Below are 21,590 nucleotides of genomic sequence, written 5' to 3' on the forward strand. Positions count from 1 at the left end.
GTCAGGCCTCGGGTGCGACCCTGCCCGGCAGTGCGGGCGGCGGCTCGTGCGCGCGAGATGCGTCGGAAGCATCGGCTTCGTGCGTCGCATCGGCGCCTTCCTTCTTGTGCCGCGCCGCAATGGCCAGGTACATCGCCGGCACCACGAACAGCGTGAACAGCGTGCCGATCGACAGCCCGCTGAAGATCACGATGCCCATCGCCTTGCGGCCGGCGGCGCCCGCGCCCGAGGCGATCACCAGGGGCAGCACGCCGAACACCATGGCCGCCGTGGTCATCAGGATGGGCCGCAGCCGCGTGCCCGCCGCCTCGACGATCGCGTCCAGCTTGCTCAGCCCCTGCTTCTGCAGCCGGTTGGCCACCTCGACGATCAGGATGCCGTGCTTGCTGATGAGGCCCATCAGCGTCACCAGACCCACCTGCGTGTAGATGTTCATCGAGGCAAAGCCCCAGAAGATGAAGATCATGGCGCCGAACAGCGCGAGCGGCACCGACACCAGGATCACCACCGGGTCGCGGAAGCTCTCGAACTGCGCGGCCAGCGCCAGGAACACGATGATCAGCGCGAACAGGAAGGTGATGGCGAAATTGCCCGACTCCTGCACGAACTGGCGCGACTGGCCCGAGTAGTCGACCGTGTAGCCGGTGGGCGCGAGCTGCTGCACCACGCCGCGCAGGTACTCCAGCGTCTCGCCCTGCGTGCCGCTGGGCACGCCCTGGATCGTCACGGAATTCAGCTGCTGGAAGTGGTTCACCGTCTCGGGCTGCACGGTGTACTTCAGGCTCGCCACGGTGCTGGCCGGCACCACGCCGTTGGGCGTCTTGATGTAGAAGTTCAGCACGTCCGACGGGTTGAGCCGGTCGACCTGCTGCACCTGCGGGATCACCTTGTACGAGCGCCCCGAGATGGAGAAGTAGTTGACGTAGCCGCCGCCCAGCGCCGCGCCCATCGCGTTGCCCACGTCCTGCTGGGTGATGCCCAGCGTGGCGATCTTGTCGCGGTCGACCACCACGGTGGCCTGCGGCAGGTCGATCTTCAGGTCGGCGTCGATGTAGTAGAACTTGCCGTCCGCGCGCGCCTTGTCCATGATCTGCTGCGCCAGCGTGTTCAGGTTCTCGAAGGGCTCGGTGGTCTTGATGACGAACTGCACCGGCAGGCCCGAGGCGCCCGGCAGCGCCGGGAACTGGAAGGCCACCACCTTGGCGCCGGCAATGCCGTTCCAGCGCTTTTGCAGGTCGGTCTGGATGTCGTGCGCGTTGCGCGTGCGCTGGTCCCAGGGCTTGAGCAGCACGCCGGCAATGCCCGCGTTGGTGCTGGGCACGCCGGTGAGCTGGAACAGCTGCTCGTACTCGGGCGTGTCGTGCGCCACCTTGAAGATCTGGTCCGCATAGGTCTGCATCTGGTCGATGGTGGCCGTGGGCGCGCCCACCACCTGCGACAGCACGATGCCCTGGTCTTCCTCGGGCGCGAGCTCCGACTTCGACATCTTGAACATCACGAACAGCAGCGCGACCAGGATGACGCCCATGACGATCATCACCGGCCAGGTCTTCAGCACGCTGCGCAGGATGAGCTGGTAGCGGTGGTGCACGCGCTCGAAGGTGCGCTCGATGGCCGCGGCGAACTTGCCGCTGTCCTGCTCGGGCTTGAAGAAGCGCGAGCACATCATGGGCGACAGCGTGAGCGCGACCACGCCCGACACCACCACCGAGCCCGCCAGGGTGAAGGCGAATTCGGTGAACAGCGAGCCCGTGAGCCCGCCCTGGAAGCCGATGGGCACGTACACCGCCACCAGCACCACGGTCATGGCCAGGATGGGCCCGCCCAGCTCGCGCGCGGCAAGCAATGACGCCTGCAGCGGCGACTTGCCCTCGCGCATGTGCCGGTCGACGTTCTCCACCACGATGATGGCGTCGTCCACCACCAGCCCGATCGCCAGCACCAGCGCCAGCAGCGTGAGCAGGTTGATGGAGTAGCCCAGCACCAGCATCACGAAGAAGGTGCCGATGAGCGACAGCGGCATGGCGATCACCGGTACCACCACCGCGCGGAAGCTGCCCAGGAACAGGTAGATCACGACCGTCACGATGACCAGCGCCTCGACCAGCGTCTTGATCACTTCGCTGATGGAGGTGTTGATGAAGTCGGTCGAGTCGTAGACGATCTTGCCGGTCAGGCCCGTGGGCAGCTGCGACTGGATGTCGGGGAACGCGGTGCGCACCTGCTTGGCCACGTCCAGGATGTTGGCCTCGGGCGCCACCTTGATGCCGATGAACACCGAGCGCACGCCGTTGAAGGCCACGTTGAAGTTGTAGTTCTCCGAGCCCAGCGTGACGTTGGCCACGTCCTGCAGCCGCACGATGGCGCCGTTGCTGCTCTTCACCGACAGCTGCTTGAACTCGTCCACGCTGTGCAGCGAGGTGCCGGCCGTGAGCGGCACGCTCACCATCTGGCCCTTGCTGGTGCCGATGGCCGCCAGGTAGTTGTTGGCGGCCAGCGCGGTGCTCACGTCGGTGGCGGTCACGCCGTAGGCGGCCATCTTCTGTGCGTCGAGCCAGGCGCGCAGCGCGAAGGTGCGCGCGCCCAGTATCTCGGCGGTCTGCACGCCGGCAATGGCGTTGAGCTTGGGCTGCACCACGCGCACCAGGAAGTCGGTCACGTTGTTGTTGGGCAGCGTGTCGCTGTAGAAGCCGATGTACATCGCGTCGGTGGTCTGGCCCGTGGCCACCGTGAGCACCGGCTGCTGCGCCTGCGGCGGCAGCTGGTTGCGCACCGAATTCACCTGCGTGTTGATCTCGGTCAGCGCGCGGTTGGAGTCGTAGTTCAGCCGCAGCGTGGCGGTGATGGTCGACACGCCCAGGCTGCTGGAAGAAGACAGGTAGTCGATGCCCTGCGCCTGCGACACGGCGGCTTCCAGCGGCTGGGTGATGAAGCCCGCGACCGTGGCCGCGTCCGCGCCGAAGTAGGTGGTGCTGATGGTGACCACGCCGTTCTCGGTCTTGGGGTATTGGTTGACCGGCAGGCCGGACAACGCGCGCAACCCCAGCACCACGATCAGCAGGCTCACCACCATCGCCAGCACGGGCCGGCGGATGAAGATGTCGGTGAAGTTCATGCGCTCGGCCTCACTTTTCCTGCGGCTTCGGGTTGGCGTCGTTGGCGGGCTGGACGCTGTTGTCCACCGCCACCGGCGTGCCGTTCTTCAGCTTGTTCTGGCCGCTGCTGACCACCACCTGGCCGGCTTCCAGGCCCTTGACGATGGAGATCTGGTCGCCGCGCGTGGGGCCGGTTTCCACGAAGACCTGCTGGGCCACGAGCTGCGGCTTGCCGGAGGCGTCGGTGGCGGGTGCGGGAGCTGGCGTTCCAGGTGCCCCCGGCTTCGGCGGCTCGGCCTGCTTCACCACGTACACCGTCGAGCCGTACGGGTTGTAGGTCACGGCGGTGGAGGGCAGCGTGAGCCGCTCCTGCGAGCCGCCGATGTCGATCTTCACGTTGGCGAACATGCCCGGCAGCAGCACCTGCTTGGCGTTGCCCACGGTGGCCTCGACCTGCACGTTGCGCGTGGCGGCGTCCACCTTCGGGCTGATCGCGTTGATCTTGCCGCTGAAGGTCTGCCCCGGGAAGGTGTCGACCGACAGGTTCACCACCTGGCCCACCTCCAGCCCCGCGAGCTGCTGCTGCGGCAGCGAGAAGTCGACGTAGATCGGGTCGAGCGTCTGCAGCGTGACCAGCTTGTCGCCGGCGTTCACGTACTGGCCCGGGTTCAGGCCCGAGATGCCCAGGCGGCCCGAGAAGGGCGCGCGGATCGACTTCTTCGCGACCACCGCGGCCTGCTGCTCGACCTGCGCGCGCTTGGCCTTCAGGTCGTTGGTGTCGGCGTCGATCTGTGCCTGGCTCACGGCCTGCACCGCGAGCTGCGCCTGGTCGCGCTTGAGCACGGTGGCGGCCTGCGCGGCGGCGGCTTCGGCGGCGTGCAGCAGCGCGATGTCGGAGTCGGCGTTGAGCTCGACCAGCAGCGCGCCGGCCTTCACGTCCTGCCCCGACTTGAAGTGCACGCCGCGCACCAGCCCGGCCACTTCGGTGCTGAGGTCGGCGCCGCGCACCGGGTTCAGCGTGCCGACGGCCGTGAACTGCGACTGCCACTGCATCTTCTGCACCTCGACCGTCGACACGGTCTGCGCGCCCGGCTTGGGCACGGCCGCGATGAGGGCGCGGATCTGCAGGAACTTGCCGAGCGCGAGCGCGGCGATCAGCAGCAGCACGCAGCCGATCATGATGATCATTCTCCGGGTCATAGGTAGGCTTTTCTTGGAGTTATGGAGGTGTTCAGTTCTTGGCCGCGGCCTGTTCGGGCTGTGCGGCCTGTACCGGCTGTGCGGGTTGGCCCGGTGCGATCGCCGCGTTGGCCAGCTCGCCGCGGTTCCACCAGCCGCCGCCCAGCGCCTGGAAGAGGGCGGCCGTGTCGGCATAGCGCGCGGCCTGCGCCTGCACCAGCGCGGTGTGCGTCTGCAGCCAGGCCTGCTGCGCGGTCAGCAGCGTGACGTAGCTCACCGCACCGGCGCGGAACTGCGCGGTCGAAAGGTCGAGCGACTGCCGGGCCAGCGATTCGGCCGTGGCCTGGTTTTGCAGCGCGACGGCGTCGAGCTCGAGTGCACGCAGCGCGTCGGCCACGTTCTGGAACGCGCCCAGCACCGTGTTGCGGTACTGCGCCGCGGCCGAGTCGTAGGCCGCGACCGCCGCGCGCTGTTGCGCGCGCAGCGCACCGCCGTTGAACAGCGGCTGCGTGAGGCCGGCGCCGATGTTCCACAGCGTCGTCGGCCCCGTGAACAGGTCGCGCGCACGCAGCGAGGTGTTGCCGTAGCTGCCGCTCAGCTGGATCTGCGGATACAGGTTGGCCGTGGCCACGCCCACCGCCGCGCTGGCCTGGTGCAGCTGCGCCTCGCTGGCACGCACGTCGGGCCGCTGGCGGGCGAGCTCCGAAGGCAACGACAGCGGCAGCGCCTCGGGCAGCGAGAGGCTCGCCAGGTCGAACTCGGGCAGGCCGGCCTCGGACGGCAGGCGGCCCGCGAACACGGCGAGCTGGTGGCGCGTCTGCGCCAGCGCCTTCTCGATGGGCGGCAGCGTGGCCGTGGTCTGCGCGACCTGCGTGCGCTGCTGCAGCACGATCGACTTGGGAATGGCGCCGGTGTCGAACTGCTTTTCGATCACGCCGAGCTGGTCGCTCTGCGCCTGCAGCACTTCACGCGCGGCCTGCAGCTGCGCGCGCAGCGAGGCCTCGCGGATGGCCGTGGTCACGAGGTTGGAGGTGAGCGTGAGGTACACCGCCTCGACCTGGTAGCGCTGCGCTTCCACCGCGGCCTGCGCGCCTTCGATCTGCCGGCGCGAGCCGCCGAACACGTCGAGGTTGTAGCTGACGTTGACCGACGCGTTGTACAGCGTGAGCAGCTGCCCGCCCGGCACCCGCGAGCTGACCTCCGATGCACGCTCGCGCTGCGCGCCCAACTGCGCGGAGACCTGCGGCCACAGCAGGTTGCCCGACTTCGCGTCGTAGGTGGCCTCGGCCTGGCGCAGCGCGGCCTGCGCGGACGCGAGCGTGGGGCTTTGCGCGAGCGAGGCGCGAATGAGCCGGTCCAGCGGCTCGGAATGGAACACGTCCCACCACTGCGCGGGAATGTCGCGGCCCGGCAGCAGTTCCTGCGACTGGCCGCCCGGCACGTCCGACTTTGCCGTGCGCGCGGGCATGGGGGCGGGCGTGTAGTCGGCGCCTTGCGCGGCGGCCGGCTGGTCGGGTGTCTTGAAATCGGGGCCCACCGCGCAGGCGCCGAGCAGCAGGGTTGCGCCGAGCACGGCGCCGTGGAGCGCGGCTTGCGCGGGCCTCCTGTTTCGCTGGCGCGCGGGGGCCGCGCGCGGTGAAAAGGGGGAGTTCGCCAGCGCAGTTGGGTGTCGATTTGGCATGGGGCAGCGTTGTACACCCGGAAGGGCCCGAGTGCCTGAGTTGTTTCTGAATGTCGTCGCGCTCGCGCGCTTTCGCGAACGAAATGCGACGAAATCTGTGCCGCATGGCGCGAAATGCAGGGGCACGCCGCCAAGCGCGGCCGGGTTTTCCTTCAGACCGCCGCCGAATCTGTTTCGCGCGGGCTCCCGTATTGATCGCAACCGACGCCATTTCGCAGCGGTTCATTCATCCACAGGAGCATTTCCATGCAACGCCAACTTCATCGCATCGCCGCCGTCTCCCTCGCCCTCGCGCTGTCCGCCGGGGCCTGCTCGGCCCTCGCGGCTTCCGTCATGGTGGGCGGCGCGCCGATGCTGCCGACCAAGGACATCATCGACAACGCCGTGAATTCCAAGGACCACACCACGCTGGTCGCCGCCGTGAAGGCCGCGGGGCTGGTCGACACGCTCAAGGGCCCGGGCCCGTTCACCGTGTTCGCGCCGACCAACGCGGCCTTTGCCGCGCTGCCGGCCGGCACTGTCGACACGCTGCTCAAGCCCGAGAGCAAGGACGCACTGACCGGCGTGCTGACCTACCACGTGGTGCCCGGCAAGCTCGACGCGGCCGCGCTCAAGAAGGAGATCAAGGCGGGCAAGGGCTCGGCCGAACTGAAGACCGTGGCCGGCGGCACGCTGGTGGCCAAGGAGAAGGGCGGCAAGATCATGATCACCGACGAGAAGGGCGGCACCGCGACGGTGACGATTCCCAACGTGTACCAGTCCAACGGCGTGATCCACGTGGTCAACAAGGTGCTGCTGCCCAAGTGACCCGGTGACCGATCTCCTCCAGGTCGCAGGCAAAAAAAAGCCCGCACGAGGCGGGCTTGAAGGTGACCTGCTGGAGGAGGGAGGATCAGAGGATGCAGGCCACAGGGAGAGACATGAATATCTCTCACGAACCTGCACGCAACCTGACCTCGCCGAATGTCTTTCTGAAAAGACGAGCGGCCTTCAGTCCTCGTCTTCCCATTTGCCCACGACGGTGCCCAGCACGGTGAACGCCAGGCGTATCGGCTCGTGCTTCAGGTTGAGCGGCAGCAGCCAGCGCCGTCCGTCCTCGTTCTTGAACACCTTGCACGTGACCTCGCCCGTTTCGTCGATGCGGGCGATCACGCGCTCGCCGTCGTCGGGCGTCTTCAGTTGCGTGTCGACGAAGACGATCGAGCCTGCGCGGTAGCTTTTCAGGAAGCCGCTGTCGGCCGTCATGCTGTCGCCGCGGATGCGCAGCGCGTAGGTGTCCAGGCTGTGGTGCGCGATGCACGGAATCCATTGCTCGGGCTGGGTCTGCTGCGAGGCCGTGCGGTCCTGCCAGGCGGCGGCTTCTTCCCAGGTGATGAGCGGCACGGTGTTGGGCGTGCGCGGATTGAACGACGGCCCCATGGGCGGAAAGTGCAGCACGCGGTAGCTGCCGTGCGGTTCCTTGGCGCTGTCGTGCGCCAGCCGCAGGTGGCTTTCTCCCGGTGCCGGGCCGTCCCCGGTGTCGAGCCAGTTCGGATCGACGCGGTAGACGCGGGCCAGTGCCAGCACGCTCATCGATCGCGTGGTGTCCCCCCGTTCGATCTTCGAGATGCTCGATTGTTTGACGCCGGAGGCTGCTTCAGCCTGCTTCTGCGTCATCTTCGCGAATTTTCGCGCTGCTTTGGCGCGTGTCCCTATGCTCTCCATCGGTCGCATTTAAGCCCAGATGAATATTATAAAGAGACTTTATAATATTAAAAAAGGGGAGTGATCTATGAAGCCACGCGAGTTGGTGCTGGCGCTGAGGGCCATGGGGCTCACGCAGAAGCAGATCGAGAAAAAAACGGGCATTCCGCAGCCGACGGTCAGCAAGATCGGCCTCGGGCGGGTTGCCGACGTGATGTCGCGCCACTACGTGGCGCTGCTCACGGCCTACGAGGAGCAGGTGAGGGAGGCCGCGATGCGCCCGGCACCGCTGCTCGGCAGTCCACCGTCCCATGACTGACGTGTGCCGCGCCGCGCCTCGCGCAGCCTGTGGCTCGACCGCGCCCTGTGCGCGGTGCTGGCGCTGCTGTCGGTTGCGGCGCTGACCTTCGGACTGGTGGCGTCGTCGCCGGCGATGGCCGGGGTGGGCTGCTTCGGGCTGGTGTGCGCCGGGTGGGCCGCGCAAGTGCTGTTCGACCGCGAGGCGCTCAGGCGCTCGGCGGCGGTGCGTGCGGCGATCCGTGCGGCGATCCGCAAGGGTTCGCGTCGGTCCGGCAGGTCAGGGCGGTTCTAGGGCCAGCGTGGTGCTCACGCGCACGCAGTCCTTGATGTGCTGCTCGCCCAGCGCCCGCAAGGCCGCGTAGCCGAGCGCGGCCGACACCAGTTGCCCCGCAATGGGCACGTACTTGGTCGCCTGCTTGGCGGTGAGGCGCACGCCCGCGTGCTTGGCCAGGCGGATCAGCAGGTCGCGCGTGACGATGCGGCCCACCAGCAGGGCGCCCAGCGTGGTGGCCGCCTTCTGGATGCGCTCGCGCTGGTGCGGCGCGAGCTTTTCGACCTGCGTGACCGAGAGGCCGAACTCCGCGCTGATCTGCGGCACCAGGCGCGAGAGCAGCGCCGCATCGGCCATCCAGTCGACGCCGGGCAGGGGCACGGCGCTGGCGGCCGCGGCGATCAGCGCCTTGCGCGTGATGAGCTTGCGGCTGCGGTGCACGGCGGCGACGAGCTTTTCGTCACCCCGGGCCAGGTCGATGGCGGACGGCATCCGGTGCCCCTTTCAGGTTTCGCGTTGTCAGGCCGCGAGCGCTTCCAGCTGGTCCGACAGGGCCAGCCAGCGCTCCTCGAGGCGGCCGATTTCGTCGTTCAGCGCCTTCAGCCGCTTGCCGGCATCGGCAATCTCGGCGGCGGGCAGCGGCTGGCTCATGCGGGCCTCGAGCGCGGTGCGCTCGGTGCTGGCGGCGGCCATGCGCTCGTCGATCTGGGCAATCTCGCGCTTGATCGGCTTGGCCTGTTCGCTGCGCTGCTGGCGCTCCTGGGCGTCCTGCTTGCGTTGCTGCGGAACGGCCGGGGCCGCGACCGGTGCGGCGGCCGCGGTGGCGGCTTCGCGCACCGCCACCTTGGCTTCTTCGCGCAGGCGCTTGGCCTCGTCCAGCAGGTAGCGCTGGTAGTCGTCCAGGTCGCCGTCGAAGTCCGCGACCACGCCGCGGCCCACGAGCCAGAACTCGTCGCACACCGAGCGCAACAGCGCGCGGTCGTGGCTCACCAGCATCAGCGTGCCTTCGAACTCGTTCAGCGCCACGGCCAGGGCCTCGCGGGTGGCGAGGTCCAGGTGGTTGGTGGGCTCGTCCAGCAGCAGCAGGTTGGGGCGCTGCCACACCATCATGGCGAGCACGAGGCGGGCCTTCTCGCCGCCGCTCATGGTGCCCACGGGCTGCTTGACCATGTCGCCGCTGAAGTTGAAGCTGCCCAGGAAGCCGCGCAGCGCCTGCTCGCCGGTGGCTTCCTTCGCGTTGCTGCCCAGCTCGCGCGCCATGCGCACCATGTGTTCGAGCGGGTTGTCCTGCGGGCGCAGCACGTCGAGTTCCTGCTGCGCGAAGTAGCCGATGTTCAGGCCCTTGCCCTCGGTGACTTCGCCTGCCAGCGCGCCCATTTCGCGCGCAATGGTCTTCACCAGCGTCGACTTGCCCTGGCCGTTGGCGCCCAGGATGCCGATGCGCTGGCCCGCCAGCACCGAGCGGCTCACGCCGCGCAGGATGGTCTTGGGCGCCGCGTCTTCGCTCTCGCCCGACGCCTGGTAGCCGAAGCTCGCGTTGCTGATCGACAGCATCGGGTTGGGGATGTTGCCCGGTTCCTTGAACTCGAAGGTGAAGTCGGCCTCCGCCAGCAGCGGCGCCACCTTCTCCATGCGCTCCAGCGCCTTCACGCGGCTTTGCGCCTGCTTGGCCTTGCTGGCCTTGGCCTTGAAGCGGTCGATGAACTTCTGCAGGTGGGCGATCTTGTCCTGCTGCTTGCTGAAGGCCACCTGCTGCTGCTCCATCTGCAGCGCGCGCATGTCCTCGAACTTGCTGTAGTTGCCGCCGTAGCGCGTGAGCTGGGCGTTGGCGATGTGCAGGGTCACGTCGGTCACGGCATCGAGAAACTCGCGGTCGTGGCTGATGACGATCATGGTGCCTTCGTACTTCTGCAGCCAGGCTTCGAGCCACACCAGCGCGTCCAGGTCCAAGTGGTTGGTGGGTTCGTCGAGCAGCAGCAGGTCGCTCGGGCACATCAGGGCGCGGGCCAGTTGCAGGCGCATGCGCCAGCCGCCGGAGAAGCTGTTCACGGGCTCGTCGAGCTCGTGCGACTTGAAGCCCAGGCCCAGGATGAGCGCCTGTGCGCGGGGCACCGCGTCGTGCTCGCCGGCATCGGCCAGGTCGGTGTAGGCGTGGGCCAGTTCCATGCCGATGTCGGCGTCTTCCGGGTTGGCTTCGTAGGCGGTCTCGATGGCCGCCAGCGTGGCGCGCAGCTCGGTCAGGCGGGTGTCGCCGCCCACCACGAAATCGGTGGCCGAGTCGTCGGTTTCGGGCATGTCCTGCGCCACCTGCGCCATGCGCCACTGCTTGGGCACATAGAAGTCGCCGCCGTCTTCGTGCAGCGAGCCATTGAAGAGCGCGAACAGCGAGGACTTGCCGGCGCCGTTGCGCCCCACGAGGCCGACCTTTTCGCCGGGGTTGAGGTTGACGGTGGCGCCGTCGAGGAGTTTCTTGGCACTGCGGCGAAGAATGACGTTTTTGAGAGTGATCATGAAAGAGGAACCGTAGGAGGGATTATCCCGCCCGGCCCTTTCGGTACGGCAAAAAGGGACAAAGAGGGGCAAAGGCGCGGGGATATCGCCTGGAAACCGGGGATCGCAGCCATTGGCTGCGCGAAAGCGGCGGAAGAAGGCTTGGGGGCTTGGGGGCTTGGGGGCTTGGGGGCTTGGACCGGCGCCGCTAACGCGCGCTGGCGCCGGCCACCAACTCGGCCAGGGCGCTGCGGGTCACAAGCAAGACCTGGTCCTCGCCCGCCGAGGTTTCGAGCCAGACCACCTCGAGCTGCGGAAACGCCGCCTCGAAATAGTCGCGCTCGTTGCCGATTTCCAGCACCAGCACGGCGCGTTCGCTCATGCGCGCTGGCGCGTCGGCGAACAGCCGGCGCACGAAGTCCATGCCGTCGGTGCCGCCGGCCAGCGCCAGTTCGGGCTCGGCGCGGTATTCGGCGGGCAGGGCGGCCATGCTCTCGCTGTTCACGTAAGGCGGGTTGCACAGCACCAGGTCGTAGGGGCCGGGCACGTTGTTCAGGCCGTCCGATTCGATCAGCGTGACGCGCGCGTCCAGCTCATGGCGCGTGACGTTGATGGCCGCCACCTCGAGCGCTTCGACCGACAGGTCGGCCGCGTCCACCGTCACGTCGGGGTAGGTGAGCGCCGCCAGCACCGCGAGGCTGCCGTTGCCGGTGCACAGGTCCAGCACGCGCTGCGTGTGTTCGCCCAGCCAGTAGTCGATGCTGCCGTCGGCAATCAGCTCGGCGATGAAGCTGCGCGGCACGATGGCGCGCTCGTCCACGTAGAACGCAACGCCCTGCAGCCAGGCCTCCTTGGTGAGGTAGGCCGCGGGCTTGCGCGTGGCGATGCGCTCGTCGACGAGCGCGGCCACCTTGGCGGCGTCGGCGGGCGCCACGGCCGTGTCGGCCACGGCGTCGATGTCGTCCAGCGGCAGCTTCAGGCGCCACAGCACCAGCCAGGCGGCTTCGTCGAAGGCGTTGGCCGTGCCATGGCCGAAGGCCACGCCGGCGTCTTCGAGCCGCTTGGCGCCGGCCTCGATGAGTTCGATGACGGTGCTCATGCGGCGAGCGCAGCGTTCAACTGCTTGAGGGTGCGCACGTAGATGTTCTTCAGCGTCTCGATCTCGGCCACGTCGATGTGCTCGTCGATCTTGTGGATGCTGGCGTTCACCGGGCCGAGCTCGACCACCTGCTTGCAGATCTTGGCGATGAAGCGCGCGTCGCTGGTGCCGCCGCTGGTCGACAGCTCGGTCTCGATGCCGGTCTCCTCGCGGATCGCGCCCTGCACGGCCGTGACCAGCTCGCCCGGCGTCGTAAGGAAGGGCAGGCCGCCGATGGTCCAGGCCAGCGTGTACTCGACCTGGTGCGCGTCGAGCACGGCATGCACGCGCTGCTGCAGCGACTCGGGCGCCGATTCGGTCGAGAAGCGGAAGTTGAAGTCGATCACCGCACTGCCCGGGATCACGTTGCTCGCGCCGGTGCCCGAGTGGAAATTGCTGATCTGCCAGCTGGTCGGCTGGAAGTAGGCGTTGCCCGCGTCCCAGCCGCCGGCGGTGTTCAGCGCCACCAGTTCGGCCAGCGCGGGCGCCACCGAATGCACCGGGTTCTTCGCCAGGTGCGGGTAGGCGATGTGGCCCTGCACGCCCTTGACCGTGAGCTTGCCGCTCATGGTGCCGCGGCGGCCGTTCTTGATCATGTCGCCGCAGCGCTCCACCGCGGTGGGCTCGCCGACGATGCAGTAGTCGACCACCTCGCCGCGCGCGGCCAGCGCGTTGCACACGATGACGGTGCCGTCGACGCCGGGGCCTTCCTCGTCGCTGGTGAGCAGCAGCGCCAGCGTGAGCTGCGGGTCGGGCTCGGCCTGCAAAAATTCTTCGATCGACACGACGAACGCCGCCACCGAGGTCTTCATGTCGCAGGCGCCGCGGCCGTAGAGCTTGCCGTCGCGGTGCGTGGGGGTGAAGGGGTGGCTGGTCCACTGCTCGACGGGGCCGGTGGGCACCACGTCGGTGTGGCCGGCGAACACCAGCGTCTTGCTGCGCTTGGCATTCACCGGGCGGCGCACCGCCCACAGGTTGGTCACGCGAAAGTCGGCCGGGCCGCTCTCGATGGTTTCCAGCGTGAAGCCCAGTTGCGCCAGACGCTCGCCGAGGATCTGCTGGCAGCCCGCGTCGTCAGGCGTGACGGAAGGGCGCGAGATGAGTTGTTCGGCGAGCTGGAGCGTACGGGACATCGAAAAAAGGCCGGCTGGGGCCGGCAATGAGAGCTGGGGTCAGAACTTCACGTCGAGCGTGATGTCGGTGAAGGTGGGTTCGTCGAACTGGTCCGTCAGCTGACGGTCGTCGACCTGCTGCTTGGGCGCCGCGCGGTTCTGCAGGCGCCACATCAGGTTGGTGGGAGAGTCGGCTTGCGCCAGGCCTTCCTCGCGGCTCACGCGCTCCTCGGTGACGAGGCGGGCAATGTCTTCCTCGAAGGTCTGCGAGCCTTCGGCCATCGACTTTTCCATGGCCTCCTTGACGCCGGAGAAGTCGCCCTTCTCGATCAGCTCGGCCACCAGCGCGGTGTTGAGCATGACTTCGAGCGCCGGCACGCGCGAGCCGACCGGCGTGCGCAGCAGGCGCTGCGACACGATGGCGCGCAGCGCGCCGCCCAGGTCGCCCAACAGCGTGGGACGCACCTCGACGGGGTAGAAGCTCAGGATGCGGTTCAGCGCGCGGTAGCTGTTGTTGGCGTGCAGCGTGGCCACGCACAGGTGGCCCGACTGCGCGTACGCGATGGCGGCGGACATGGTGTCGCGGTCGCGGATTTCGCCGATCTGGATCACGTCGGGCGCCTGGCGCAGCGCGTTCTTCAGCGCCGTCTGCAGCGAGACGGTGTCGCTGCCCACGTCGCGCTGGTTCACCACCGACTTCTTGTTGGTGTAGGTGAACTCGATCGGTTCCTCGACGGTGAGGATGTGGCCGCTGGCGTGCTCGTTGCGGTAGTCGATCATCGAGGCCAGCGTGGTGGTCTTGCCGGCGCCGGTGGCGCCCACCATCAGGATCAGCCCGCGCTTTTCCATGATGAGCGTCTTCAGGATGTCGGGCAGGTTCAGCTCCGCGAAGCTCGGGATGGTGGAGGCGATGTGCCGCACCACCACCGCGTAGCTGCCGCGCTGGCGCATGGCGCTCACACGGTAGTTGCCGGCGCCTTCGAGGGCGACGGCCATGTTCAGTTCGCCCGTGCTTTCCAGTTCCTGGATGCGCTCGGCGGGCACCACTTCGGACAGCAGCGCCAGCGGCGCCGAGGCGGGCAGCACCTGCGCGTTGATGGGCACGCAGTTGCCGTTGATGCGGATCAGCACCGGGGAGTGCGCAGAGAGGTAGATGTCGGAGGCCTTGCGCTCGGCCATCAAACGAAGAATTCGCTCCATCATGTTCATCTGACTCTCTCCTCGGGTGCTGTTGTTTTCTTCAAGGGAACAGGCACGGTCCCGCGAGGGACCGGCGGGATCAGTCGCGCAGCAGGTCGTTCAGCGAGGTGGTCGAACGCGTCTTGGCGTCGACCTTCTTCATGATGATGGCTGCGTAGGTGTTGTACTTGCCGCCCGGCTTGGGCAGCGTGCCGGCCACGACCACCGAGCCCGCGGGCACGCGGCCGTACATGACGGTGTCGGTGGCGCGGTCGTAGATGGGGGTGCTCTGGCCGATGAAGACGCCCATCGACAGCACCGAGTTCTCTTCGATCACCACGCCTTCGACCACTTCCGAGCGCGCGCCGATGAAGCAGTTGTCCTCGATGATGGTGGGGCCGGCCTGCAGCGGCTCGAGCACGCCGCCGATGCCGACGCCGCCCGACAGGTGCACGTTGGCGCCGATCTGCGCGCACGAACCCACGGTGGCCCAGGTGTCGACCATGGTGCCTTCGCCCACGTAGGCGCCGATGTTCACGTACGAGGGCATCAGGATCGCGCCCTTGGCGATGAAGCTGCCGCGGCGGGCCACGGCCGGCGGCACGATGCGCACGCCCGATTCCTTCAGCTCGTTGGCCGACAGGTGCGAGAACTTGGTCGGCACCTTGTCGTAGAAGCCGAGCGAGCCGGCCTGCATCTGCTCGTTGTCCTTCAGGCGGAACGACAGCAGCACGGCCTTCTTGATCCACTGGTGCACCGTCCACTGGCCCACGCTCTCGCGGGTGGCCACGCGCAGCTTGCCGTTGTTGAGCTCGGTGATCACGTGCTCGACGGCGTCGCGCACTTCGGCGGGCGCGGCGGCGGGCGAGATGTTGGCGCGGTCTTCCCACGCGGCGTCGATGATTTGTTGCAGTTGCTGGGTCATGGAGAAAGTCTCGGGTGAAAAATGGGTGCGCTCGGCTGCGGGCGCGGCGGGTTCACGGCACGGCGGCCGCAAGGGGTCCAATGGGTCGTTACCGGCCGTCCTTGACGAAGCGGACGATGCGCTCGGCGGCCTCCACGCACTCGGCCGTCTCGGCCACCAGCGCCATGCGGATGCGGCCCCGGCCGGGGTTGGCGCTGTGGGAGGTGTCGCGCGCCAGATAGCTGCCCGGCAGGACCGTGACATTGTATTGAGCGTAGAGCGCGCGGGCGAAGGCTTCGTCGTCGCCAGCCCACACTTCGGGCACGCCGGCCCAGAGGTAGAAACTGGCGTCGGGCAGGCGCACGTCGAGCACCGGTTCGAGCAGCGGCGTGACGGCCGCGAACTTGGCGCGGTACATGGCGCGGTTCTCGACCACGTGGGCCTCGTCGCCCCAGGCCGCGATGCTGGCCGCGCCCACGGTGCCGCTCATGGCGCTGCCGTGGTAGGTGCGGTAGAGCAGAAACTTCTTGATGATGGCCGCGTCGCCCGCCACGAAGCCGCTGCGCAGGCCGGGCACGTTGCTGCGCTTGGACAGCGAGGTCAGCGCGATCAGGTTCCTGAAGTCGGGCCGGCCGAGCTTCACCGAGGCCTCCAGGCCGCTGAGCGGGGGCTCTTCGCGGAAGTAGATCTCGCTGTAGCACTCGTCGGCCGCGATCACGAAGCCGTGGCGGTCCGACAGCGCGAACAGCTTGCGCCACTCGTCCAGCGACATGACGGCGCCCGTCGGGTTGCCCGGCGAGCACACGAACACCAGCTGCGTGCGGGCCCACACGGCCTCGGGCACGCTGTCCCAGTCGACCGCGAAGTTGCGCGCGGGCACGCTGGGCACGTAGTACGGCTCGGCGCCCGAGAGCAGGGCGGCACCCTCGTAGATTTGATAGAACGGGTTGGGCGAGATCACCACCGGCGGCGGCGACACGGTCGGGTCGATCACGGTTTGCGCCAGCGAGAACAGCGCCTCGCGCGAGCCGTTGACCGGCAGCACCTGCGTGGCCGGGTCGAGCGCGAGGCTGTAGCGGGTCTGCAGCCAGTCGGTGAAGGCAGTGCGCAGTTTCAGGTCGCCGGCGGTGGCCGGATAGGCGGCCAGCGCGCCGAGGCTGGCGCTCAGGGCTTCCTTGATGAACGCGGGCGTCGCGTGCTTGGGTTCGCCGATGCCCAGGCTGATGGCGGGGAACTCTGGGTTGGGCGTGACGCCCGCGAACAGTTGCTTCAGCCGCTCGAAGGGATAGGGCTGCAACCTGGAAAGCAAGGGATTCATGCCCGGGATTATCGGCGACGGGGTGGCCGCCCCGTGACGCCGGGGACTCATGACGCTTGCGCCAGCGTGTCGATGGTCCGGTCGACCAGCGCCCGCAGCCGCGCAAGGCGCCGCAGGTCGCGGTGATAGCCCAGCCACACGTCGCGTCCCGGGGGCGGTTCGCCGAGGTCCACGCGCTCGATGCCGGGCGTCTGCTCGCCCAGCGCCAGGGGCAGCACGGCCAGGCCGATGCCGGCGGCGCACAGCCGGGCCTGCGCCTCGCGGTTGTTGCTGCCGAAGGCGGTTCGGGCGTTCGGCAGCATGCGCCGCAGCCATACCGCATCGGGAAAGTCGCGGTAGGCGCTGTCGAGCGTGACCAGCGCGCTGCCTTCGCCGTCGCCGGCGGCGGGATGCGGCTGGCCTGCCGCGGTGTAGAGCGCGTAGTCCAGGTGCATCAGCTTGCGCTGGATGATGTACGGCTCGTCGAAAGGCTGGATGCGGAACACCAGGTCGGCCTCGCGGCGCGCCAGGTTCAGCAGGCGCGCGTCGGTCAGCAGCTCGATGCCGACGCCAGGATGCTCCCGCAGGAAGCCCGCCAGCACTGGCGACAGCACGTACACGCCGAACCAGTCGGAGGACGACACGCGCAGCGCGCCTTCGAGCTGCTGTTCGCTGCCCGCGAGTTCGCGCTGGAAGGCGAGCGCCTGTTCCTCCATGCGCTCGGCGTGGCCGAGCACCGATTCGCCCTCGGCCGTGAGCACGAAGCCCTCGCTGGTGCGCTGGAACAGCGTGAGCGACAGGGCGACCTCGAGCGCCTTCAGGCGCCGGCCCATGGTCGGCTGCGACAGGCCGGTCTGGCGCGCGGCGCCCATCAGCGTGCCGCTGCGGGCGATGGCGAGGAACACCCGCACGTCGCTCCATTCCATCGGCGCGGCTGGAGAGGCCGGTGCGGCCGGTGCTCGGATTTCGTCATTCATTTTTGAATGATACGGCTGCAATTCTGTCAATTTACTTGCAGTTGTGTAGATCGAACAATCGACCCATCGATCCAACCCAAGCAAGGAATTTCGCCATGACCACGATGACAACGCCTTCTCCGACCATGCGCGCCGCCGTTCTCGACGCCGCCGCCCAGCCCTTTCGCATCGCCCGGCTCGACCGTCCCGTGCCGGCCCGGGGCCAGGTGCTGGTGCGCATCCACGCCAGCGGCGTGAACCCGCTGGACACCAAGATCCGCGCCGGCCAGGCGGCCCACGCGCAACAGCCGCTGCCCTCGGTGCTGGGCATGGACCTGGCGGGCGTGGTCGAGGCGGTCGGCCCCGGCGTGAGCCGGTTCAAGCGCGGCGACGAGGTCTACGGCATGGCCGGCGGCATCGGCGGGCTGCAGGGCACGCTCGCCGAGTACGCGGCGGTGGACGCCGACCTGCTCGCGCTGAAGCCGCACAACCTCGGCATGCGCGAGGCGGCGGGCCTGCCGCTGGTGTTCATCACGGCATGGGAAGGCCTGGTCGACCGCGCCCGCACGCAGGCCGGCCAGAAGGTGCTGGTGCACGGCGGCGCGGGCGGCGTCGGGCACATGGCGGTGCAGCTGGCGGTGTCGCTGGGCGCCGAGGTGTTCGCCACCGGCGGGCCCGCGCAAGCGGAAACCATTCGCCGCTTCGGTGCGACGCCCATCGACTACACGGCGACATCGGTCGACGACTACGTGGCGCGGCACACCGCAGGCGAGGGCTTCGACGTGGTCTACGACACGGTCGGCGGCGCGGTGCTCGACGCCTCGTTCTCGGCCGCGCGCCGCTACGGCGGCCATGTGGTCAGCTGCCTGGGCTGGGGCACGCACAAGCTGGCGCCGCTCTCGTTCCGCGCGGCGACCTACTCGGGCGTGTTCACGCTGCTGCCGATGATCACGGGCCGCGGGCGCGCCCACCACGGCGAGATCCTGGAGGCGGCCACCCGCCTGGTGGAGGGCGGGCGGCTCGTGCCGCTGATGGACGCGCGCCGCTTCAGCCTGGAGGAGGCCACTTCGGCCCACGAGGCCGTTGAAGCCGGCACGGCCCGGGGCCGCGTCGTGGTCGACGTGTCGGCCTGAACACCGCGCAGGCGCCGCGCCGGTTCAGCACGACGGATGGTTGAACTGGCCGATCATGTTGGCGAAGTTCTGGTTGTAGCGGTTGGCCGAGCTGACGATGCTGGAGCTGCGCATGTGCGCGGGCATGCGCGCCATCACGCCGGTTTCGGTGCGCTTGAACACGCCGTCCTTGATGTTCTTGACCATCGAGCGCGACTGGCCGATGAACTCGTTGATGTGCAGCATGCCGCCGTCGCAGCTCCTGCCGCTCTTGGCCGATTGCTCGCTCATCTTCTGGCTCCAGCCCGCCGCCGACTCGGCCACCAGCGCCAGCGAGGCCTCGAAGGCGGCGAGCGCCTTCGGGTCGTTGGGCGATTCGAACAGCGCGTTGGCGTCGTTGTGGTTGAGCTTGCCGTGGTAGATGAGCCCGGCGCGGTAGTAGGCCGCGGTGTCCTTGGGCGCCTTTTCGAAGGCTTCCTTGGTCAGCGCCCGGTCGCGCGCGCCCAGGCCGTCGTCGAAAGCGGCTTCGGCCGTGGCGACGCCGGTGAGCGCGGCCAGGTAGTCCTTGTTCAGCTGGCGCGCCTTGTCGCCGTTGTCGGCAAGGTAGCCCTTCGAATTCGCGTAGTTGTTCAGCTCGCGGCTCAGCGGCGACAGCACCTTGAGCGCGGCGGAAAACGCCTTGGCCGGCTCGTCGATCTCGGGCAGCGGCGCGGCAATGGCCACGGCGGCGTCGAGCTTCCTGGCGGAGCGGTCGACAAAGATGTCGTTCTGGATGCGCAGGCTGGTCAGCGGCGCCTTGGCTTCGAGCAGCGGCACCTGCTGCGCGATGTACTCCGCGCGCGCCTGCTGGAACGAGGTGCGCAGGTTGTTCGACACGTCGACGTAGATGTTGTATTTCTCGACCAGCTGCTGCTCGTTGGCAGCCTGCGCGGGCTTGCCCTGCGAGGCCTGTTGCGTGTCGCCCGATTTGTTGTCGCTGCAGCCGGCAAGGAGCGCCGAGGCGGTGACAAAGGTGGCTCCCAGGATCGTCCAGTACTTCATTCTTACTTTTCCTCCGTTAAAGAAATGCGCAGGCAAGCCGTACCCGGCTTGCCGAGAAATCGTCGGGGCCGCGAGGCCCCGGGGAAACATCAGGGTGGACAGCCGCGCGGTTGCGGCCGTCAGGGGCGCGCAGCTCAGGCCGCGCTGCGGCGGTAGAACGCCAGCGAGCCGGCCAGCGCCAGCAGCATGCCGCCGCAGGCGCGGTCGATCCAGCGCGTGGCCGACACGGTGAGCAGGCGGATCGCGCGGGCGCCGACGAAGGCGTAGGCCAGCATCACCGTCATGTCCAGGCCCGCGAAGATCAGCGCGATCACGAGGTACTGCGGCGCCTGCGCGGCCGACGGGTCGATGAACTGCGGCAGCAGCGCCGAGCAGAAGATGTAGCCCTTGGGGTTGGTCACCGCCACGAGGAAGGACTTGAAGAAGATGCGCCGGCTCTCATGCGCCGAGACCGACGGTGCCGCATCGGCCGCCGGCAGCTGCAGGCCGCCCCTGGAGCGCAGCATGCGCAGGCCCAGCCACGCCAAGTACGCCGCGCCGACCCATTTCAGCATCGAGAACCAGAACTCCGACGCCGCCAGCAGCGCGCCCAGGCCCAGCGCCACCGCGCCGACCAGCACGAAGTCCGACAGCACCGCGCCGAGCATGCCCGGCAGCGCGCGGCGCACGCCGTGGCGCGAACCGTTGCTCAACGCCAGCAGCACCGTGGGGCCGGGCGTGGCGATGGCGGCGAAGGCCACGATGGCGAAGAGCAGGGCGGTGGCGAGCGTCATCGTGGGTACTCCTCCGTCGTCAGATCTTCTTGACCAGCACCTGGCTCTTGCGGTCCCAGTTGTACTTGCGCTTGCGCGCCTCGGGCAGCCAGTCGGGGTTGACCTGCTGGAAGCCGCGCTTGAGGAACCAGTGCATCGTGCGCGTGGTGAGCACGAAGATGCTGTCGAAGCCCATGGCCTTGGCGCGGTGCTCGATCCGCTTGAGGATGCGTTCGCCGTCGCCCTGCGACTGCGATTGCGGCGACACCGTGAGCGCGGCCATCTCGGCGGTGCGCGCCTCGGGGTAGGGGTAGAGCGCGGCGCAGCCGAAGATCACGCCGTCGTGCTCGATCACCGTGTAGTGGCCCACGTCGCGTTCGATCTCGGTGCGGTCGCGCTTGACCAGCGTGCCGTCGCGCTCGAAGGGCTCGATCAGCTGCAGGATGCCGCCGATGTCGTCCACCGAGGCTTCGCGCAGGCTCTCGAGCTTCTCGTCGATCACCATGGTGCCCACGCCGTCGTGCACGTACACCTCCAGCAGCAGCGAGCCGTCGAGCGCGAACGGCAGGATGTGGTTGCGCTCCACGCCGGCCTTGCAGGCCTTCACGCAGTGCTGCAGGTAGAAGGCCGTGTCCGTCGGCTTCTGCGCGGGCGGCAGCGAGGCGAGCAGCTTCTCGGCGGCGTCCAGCGGCAGCTCGGTGTCGATCGGGTTGTCCTCGCTCTCGGGCAGTTCGCTGTCCATGCGGATGCCCGGGATCTCGGTCAGGAAGATCAGCTTGTCGGCCTGGATGGAAATGGCCACGCTGGTCGCCACTTCTTCCATCGTCAGGTTGAAGGCTTCGCCGGTGGGCGAAAAACCGAAGGGCGACATCAGCACCATGGCGCCGAAGTCGAGCGTGCGGCGGATGCCCGACGAGTCGACCTTGCGCACCAGGCCCGAATGCTTGAAGTCCACCCCGTCGACCACGCCCACGGGGCGCGCGGTGATGAAGTTGCCCGAGATCACGCGCACCGTGGAACCGGCCATGGGCGTGTTCGGCAGGCCTTGGCTGAAGGCGGCCTCGATCTCGTAGCGCAGCTGGCCGGCGGCTTCCTGCGCGGAGTCGAGCGCCACCTCGTCGGTGATGCGGATGCCGTGCGAGTACTTCGCTTCGTGGCCCTTGGCCGCGAGCTGCTCGTTGACCTGCGGACGGAAGCCGTGCACCAGCACGATCTTCACGCCCATGCTCTGGATCAGCGCCAGGTCCTGCGCGATGTTCTGCAGCTTGCCCGCAGCGATCGCCTCGCCCGCGAGCCCGACCACGAAAGTCTTACCGCGGTGCGTGTGGATGTAGGGCGCGACCGAGCGGAACCACGGCACGAAGGTGAAATTGAAGACGGTGGACATGGGGCGTGATTGT

19 protein-coding genes are annotated in these 21,590 nt (G+C 68.3%); 4 read left to right on the forward strand and 15 right to left on the reverse strand.

Features of this window, described 5'->3' with window-relative positions; translation table 11 throughout:
- Position 1: 1 nt before the first annotated feature.
- From BM004_RS11615 to BM004_RS11625, 3 genes are read right to left on the reverse strand one after another with little or no spacing between them, the layout of a single operon-like run.
- Positions 2-3,115: an efflux RND transporter permease subunit gene (locus tag BM004_RS11615; protein WP_093213361.1), complete on the reverse strand. Its 3,114-nt coding sequence runs from the start codon at positions 3,113-3,115 to the stop codon at positions 2-4.
- 10 nt (positions 3,116-3,125) lie between these two features.
- Positions 3,126-4,283 (reverse strand): efflux RND transporter periplasmic adaptor subunit, encoded by a 1,158-nt coding sequence (locus BM004_RS11620; RefSeq protein ID WP_256219863.1) that lies wholly within the window; start codon positions 4,281-4,283, stop codon positions 3,126-3,128.
- Positions 4,284-4,326: 43 nt separating this feature from the next.
- Positions 4,327-5,847 (reverse strand): efflux transporter outer membrane subunit, encoded by a 1,521-nt coding sequence (locus BM004_RS11625; protein WP_093122339.1) that lies wholly within the window; start codon positions 5,845-5,847, stop codon positions 4,327-4,329.
- A 354-nt stretch (positions 5,848-6,201) separates the two neighbouring features.
- On the opposite strand from BM004_RS11625, the gene BM004_RS11630 reads away from it, so the two are divergent.
- On the forward strand, positions 6,202-6,762 hold the full coding sequence (locus tag BM004_RS11630; protein WP_093122336.1) for a fasciclin domain-containing protein: 561 nt from the start codon (positions 6,202-6,204) through the stop codon (positions 6,760-6,762).
- 183 nt (positions 6,763-6,945) lie between these two features.
- Here BM004_RS11630 and BM004_RS11635 read toward each other — a convergent pair whose 3' ends face one another.
- A complete protein-coding gene (locus BM004_RS11635; RefSeq protein ID WP_371269247.1) occupies positions 6,946-7,668 on the reverse strand; it encodes a helix-turn-helix domain-containing protein in 723 nt (240 codons plus the stop codon).
- A gap of 58 nt (positions 7,669-7,726) precedes the next feature.
- Between BM004_RS11635 and BM004_RS11640 the strand changes: the two genes are divergently transcribed.
- A complete protein-coding gene (locus tag BM004_RS11640; RefSeq protein WP_093122331.1) occupies positions 7,727-7,957 on the forward strand; it encodes a helix-turn-helix domain-containing protein in 231 nt (76 codons plus the stop codon).
- 3 nt (positions 7,958-7,960) lie between these two features.
- Entirely contained in the window at positions 7,961-8,230 is a 270-nt protein-coding gene (locus BM004_RS11645; RefSeq protein WP_093122329.1) for a hypothetical protein, read from the forward strand.
- Here BM004_RS11645 and BM004_RS11650 read toward each other — a convergent pair.
- From BM004_RS11650 to BM004_RS11685, 8 genes are all read right to left on the reverse strand, one after another.
- Positions 8,216-8,701, reverse strand: a complete 486-nt coding sequence (locus tag BM004_RS11650) for a hypothetical protein (RefSeq protein WP_093122326.1) — start codon at positions 8,699-8,701, stop codon at positions 8,216-8,218. The genes BM004_RS11645 and BM004_RS11650 overlap by 15 nt on opposite strands.
- 27 nt (positions 8,702-8,728) lie before the next feature.
- Complete coding sequence (locus BM004_RS11655) at positions 8,729-10,720, reverse strand: ABC-F family ATP-binding cassette domain-containing protein (RefSeq protein WP_093122324.1); 1,992 nt, start codon at positions 10,718-10,720, stop codon at positions 8,729-8,731.
- A 187-nt stretch (positions 10,721-10,907) separates the two neighbouring features.
- Positions 10,908-11,798, reverse strand: a complete 891-nt coding sequence (prmB, locus tag BM004_RS11660; protein ID WP_093213365.1) for a 50S ribosomal protein L3 N(5)-glutamine methyltransferase — start codon at positions 11,796-11,798, stop codon at positions 10,908-10,910.
- A complete protein-coding gene (dapE, locus tag BM004_RS11665) occupies positions 11,795-12,970 on the reverse strand; it encodes a succinyl-diaminopimelate desuccinylase (protein ID WP_093213368.1) in 1,176 nt (391 codons plus the stop codon). The genes prmB and dapE overlap by 4 nt, the downstream gene beginning before the upstream one ends.
- A 39-nt stretch (positions 12,971-13,009) precedes the next feature.
- The gene (locus BM004_RS11670; protein WP_093122318.1) at positions 13,010-14,158 is read right to left on the reverse strand and encodes a PilT/PilU family type 4a pilus ATPase; all 1,149 of its coding nucleotides are present in this window, start codon (positions 14,156-14,158) and stop codon (positions 13,010-13,012) included.
- 70 nt (positions 14,159-14,228) lie between these two features.
- Entirely contained in the window at positions 14,229-15,053 is an 825-nt protein-coding gene (gene dapD / locus BM004_RS11675) for a 2,3,4,5-tetrahydropyridine-2,6-dicarboxylate N-succinyltransferase (protein ID WP_093122315.1), read from the reverse strand.
- An 88-nt stretch (positions 15,054-15,141) separates the two neighbouring features.
- Entirely contained in the window at positions 15,142-16,350 is a 1,209-nt protein-coding gene (dapC, locus tag BM004_RS11680) for a succinyldiaminopimelate transaminase (RefSeq protein WP_093213370.1), read from the reverse strand.
- A gap of 47 nt (positions 16,351-16,397) precedes the next feature.
- Complete coding sequence (locus tag BM004_RS11685; RefSeq protein ID WP_256219864.1) at positions 16,398-17,306, reverse strand: LysR family transcriptional regulator; 909 nt, start codon at positions 17,304-17,306, stop codon at positions 16,398-16,400.
- A gap of 95 nt (positions 17,307-17,401) precedes the next feature.
- Here BM004_RS11685 and BM004_RS11690 point away from each other — a divergent pair, with 95 nt between their 5' ends.
- A complete protein-coding gene (locus tag BM004_RS11690) occupies positions 17,402-18,418 on the forward strand; it encodes a zinc-dependent alcohol dehydrogenase family protein (protein WP_371269255.1) in 1,017 nt (338 codons plus the stop codon).
- A 24-nt stretch (positions 18,419-18,442) separates the two neighbouring features.
- Here BM004_RS11690 and BM004_RS11695 read toward each other — a convergent pair whose 3' ends face one another.
- The 3 genes from BM004_RS11695 to argA form a co-directional block, all read right to left on the reverse strand.
- Positions 18,443-19,438 carry a DUF3829 domain-containing protein gene (locus BM004_RS11695; protein ID WP_093213374.1) on the reverse strand — a complete coding sequence of 332 codons (996 nt, stop codon included), beginning with the start codon at positions 19,436-19,438 and terminating at the stop codon, positions 18,443-18,445.
- 134 nt (positions 19,439-19,572) lie between these two features.
- Complete coding sequence (locus BM004_RS11700) at positions 19,573-20,211, reverse strand: LysE family translocator (RefSeq protein ID WP_093122306.1); 639 nt, start codon at positions 20,209-20,211, stop codon at positions 19,573-19,575.
- Positions 20,212-20,230: 19 nt separating this feature from the next.
- The gene (argA, locus tag BM004_RS11705; protein ID WP_093122303.1) at positions 20,231-21,577 is read right to left on the reverse strand and encodes an amino-acid N-acetyltransferase; all 1,347 of its coding nucleotides are present in this window, start codon (positions 21,575-21,577) and stop codon (positions 20,231-20,233) included.
- Between the last annotated feature and the right edge of the window lie 13 nt (positions 21,578-21,590).

Origin of the sequence: Variovorax sp. OK212 (genome assembly GCF_900112425.1) — a bacterium.
In the GTDB taxonomy this organism is placed as follows: Bacteria; Pseudomonadota; Gammaproteobacteria; order Burkholderiales; family Burkholderiaceae_C; genus Variovorax.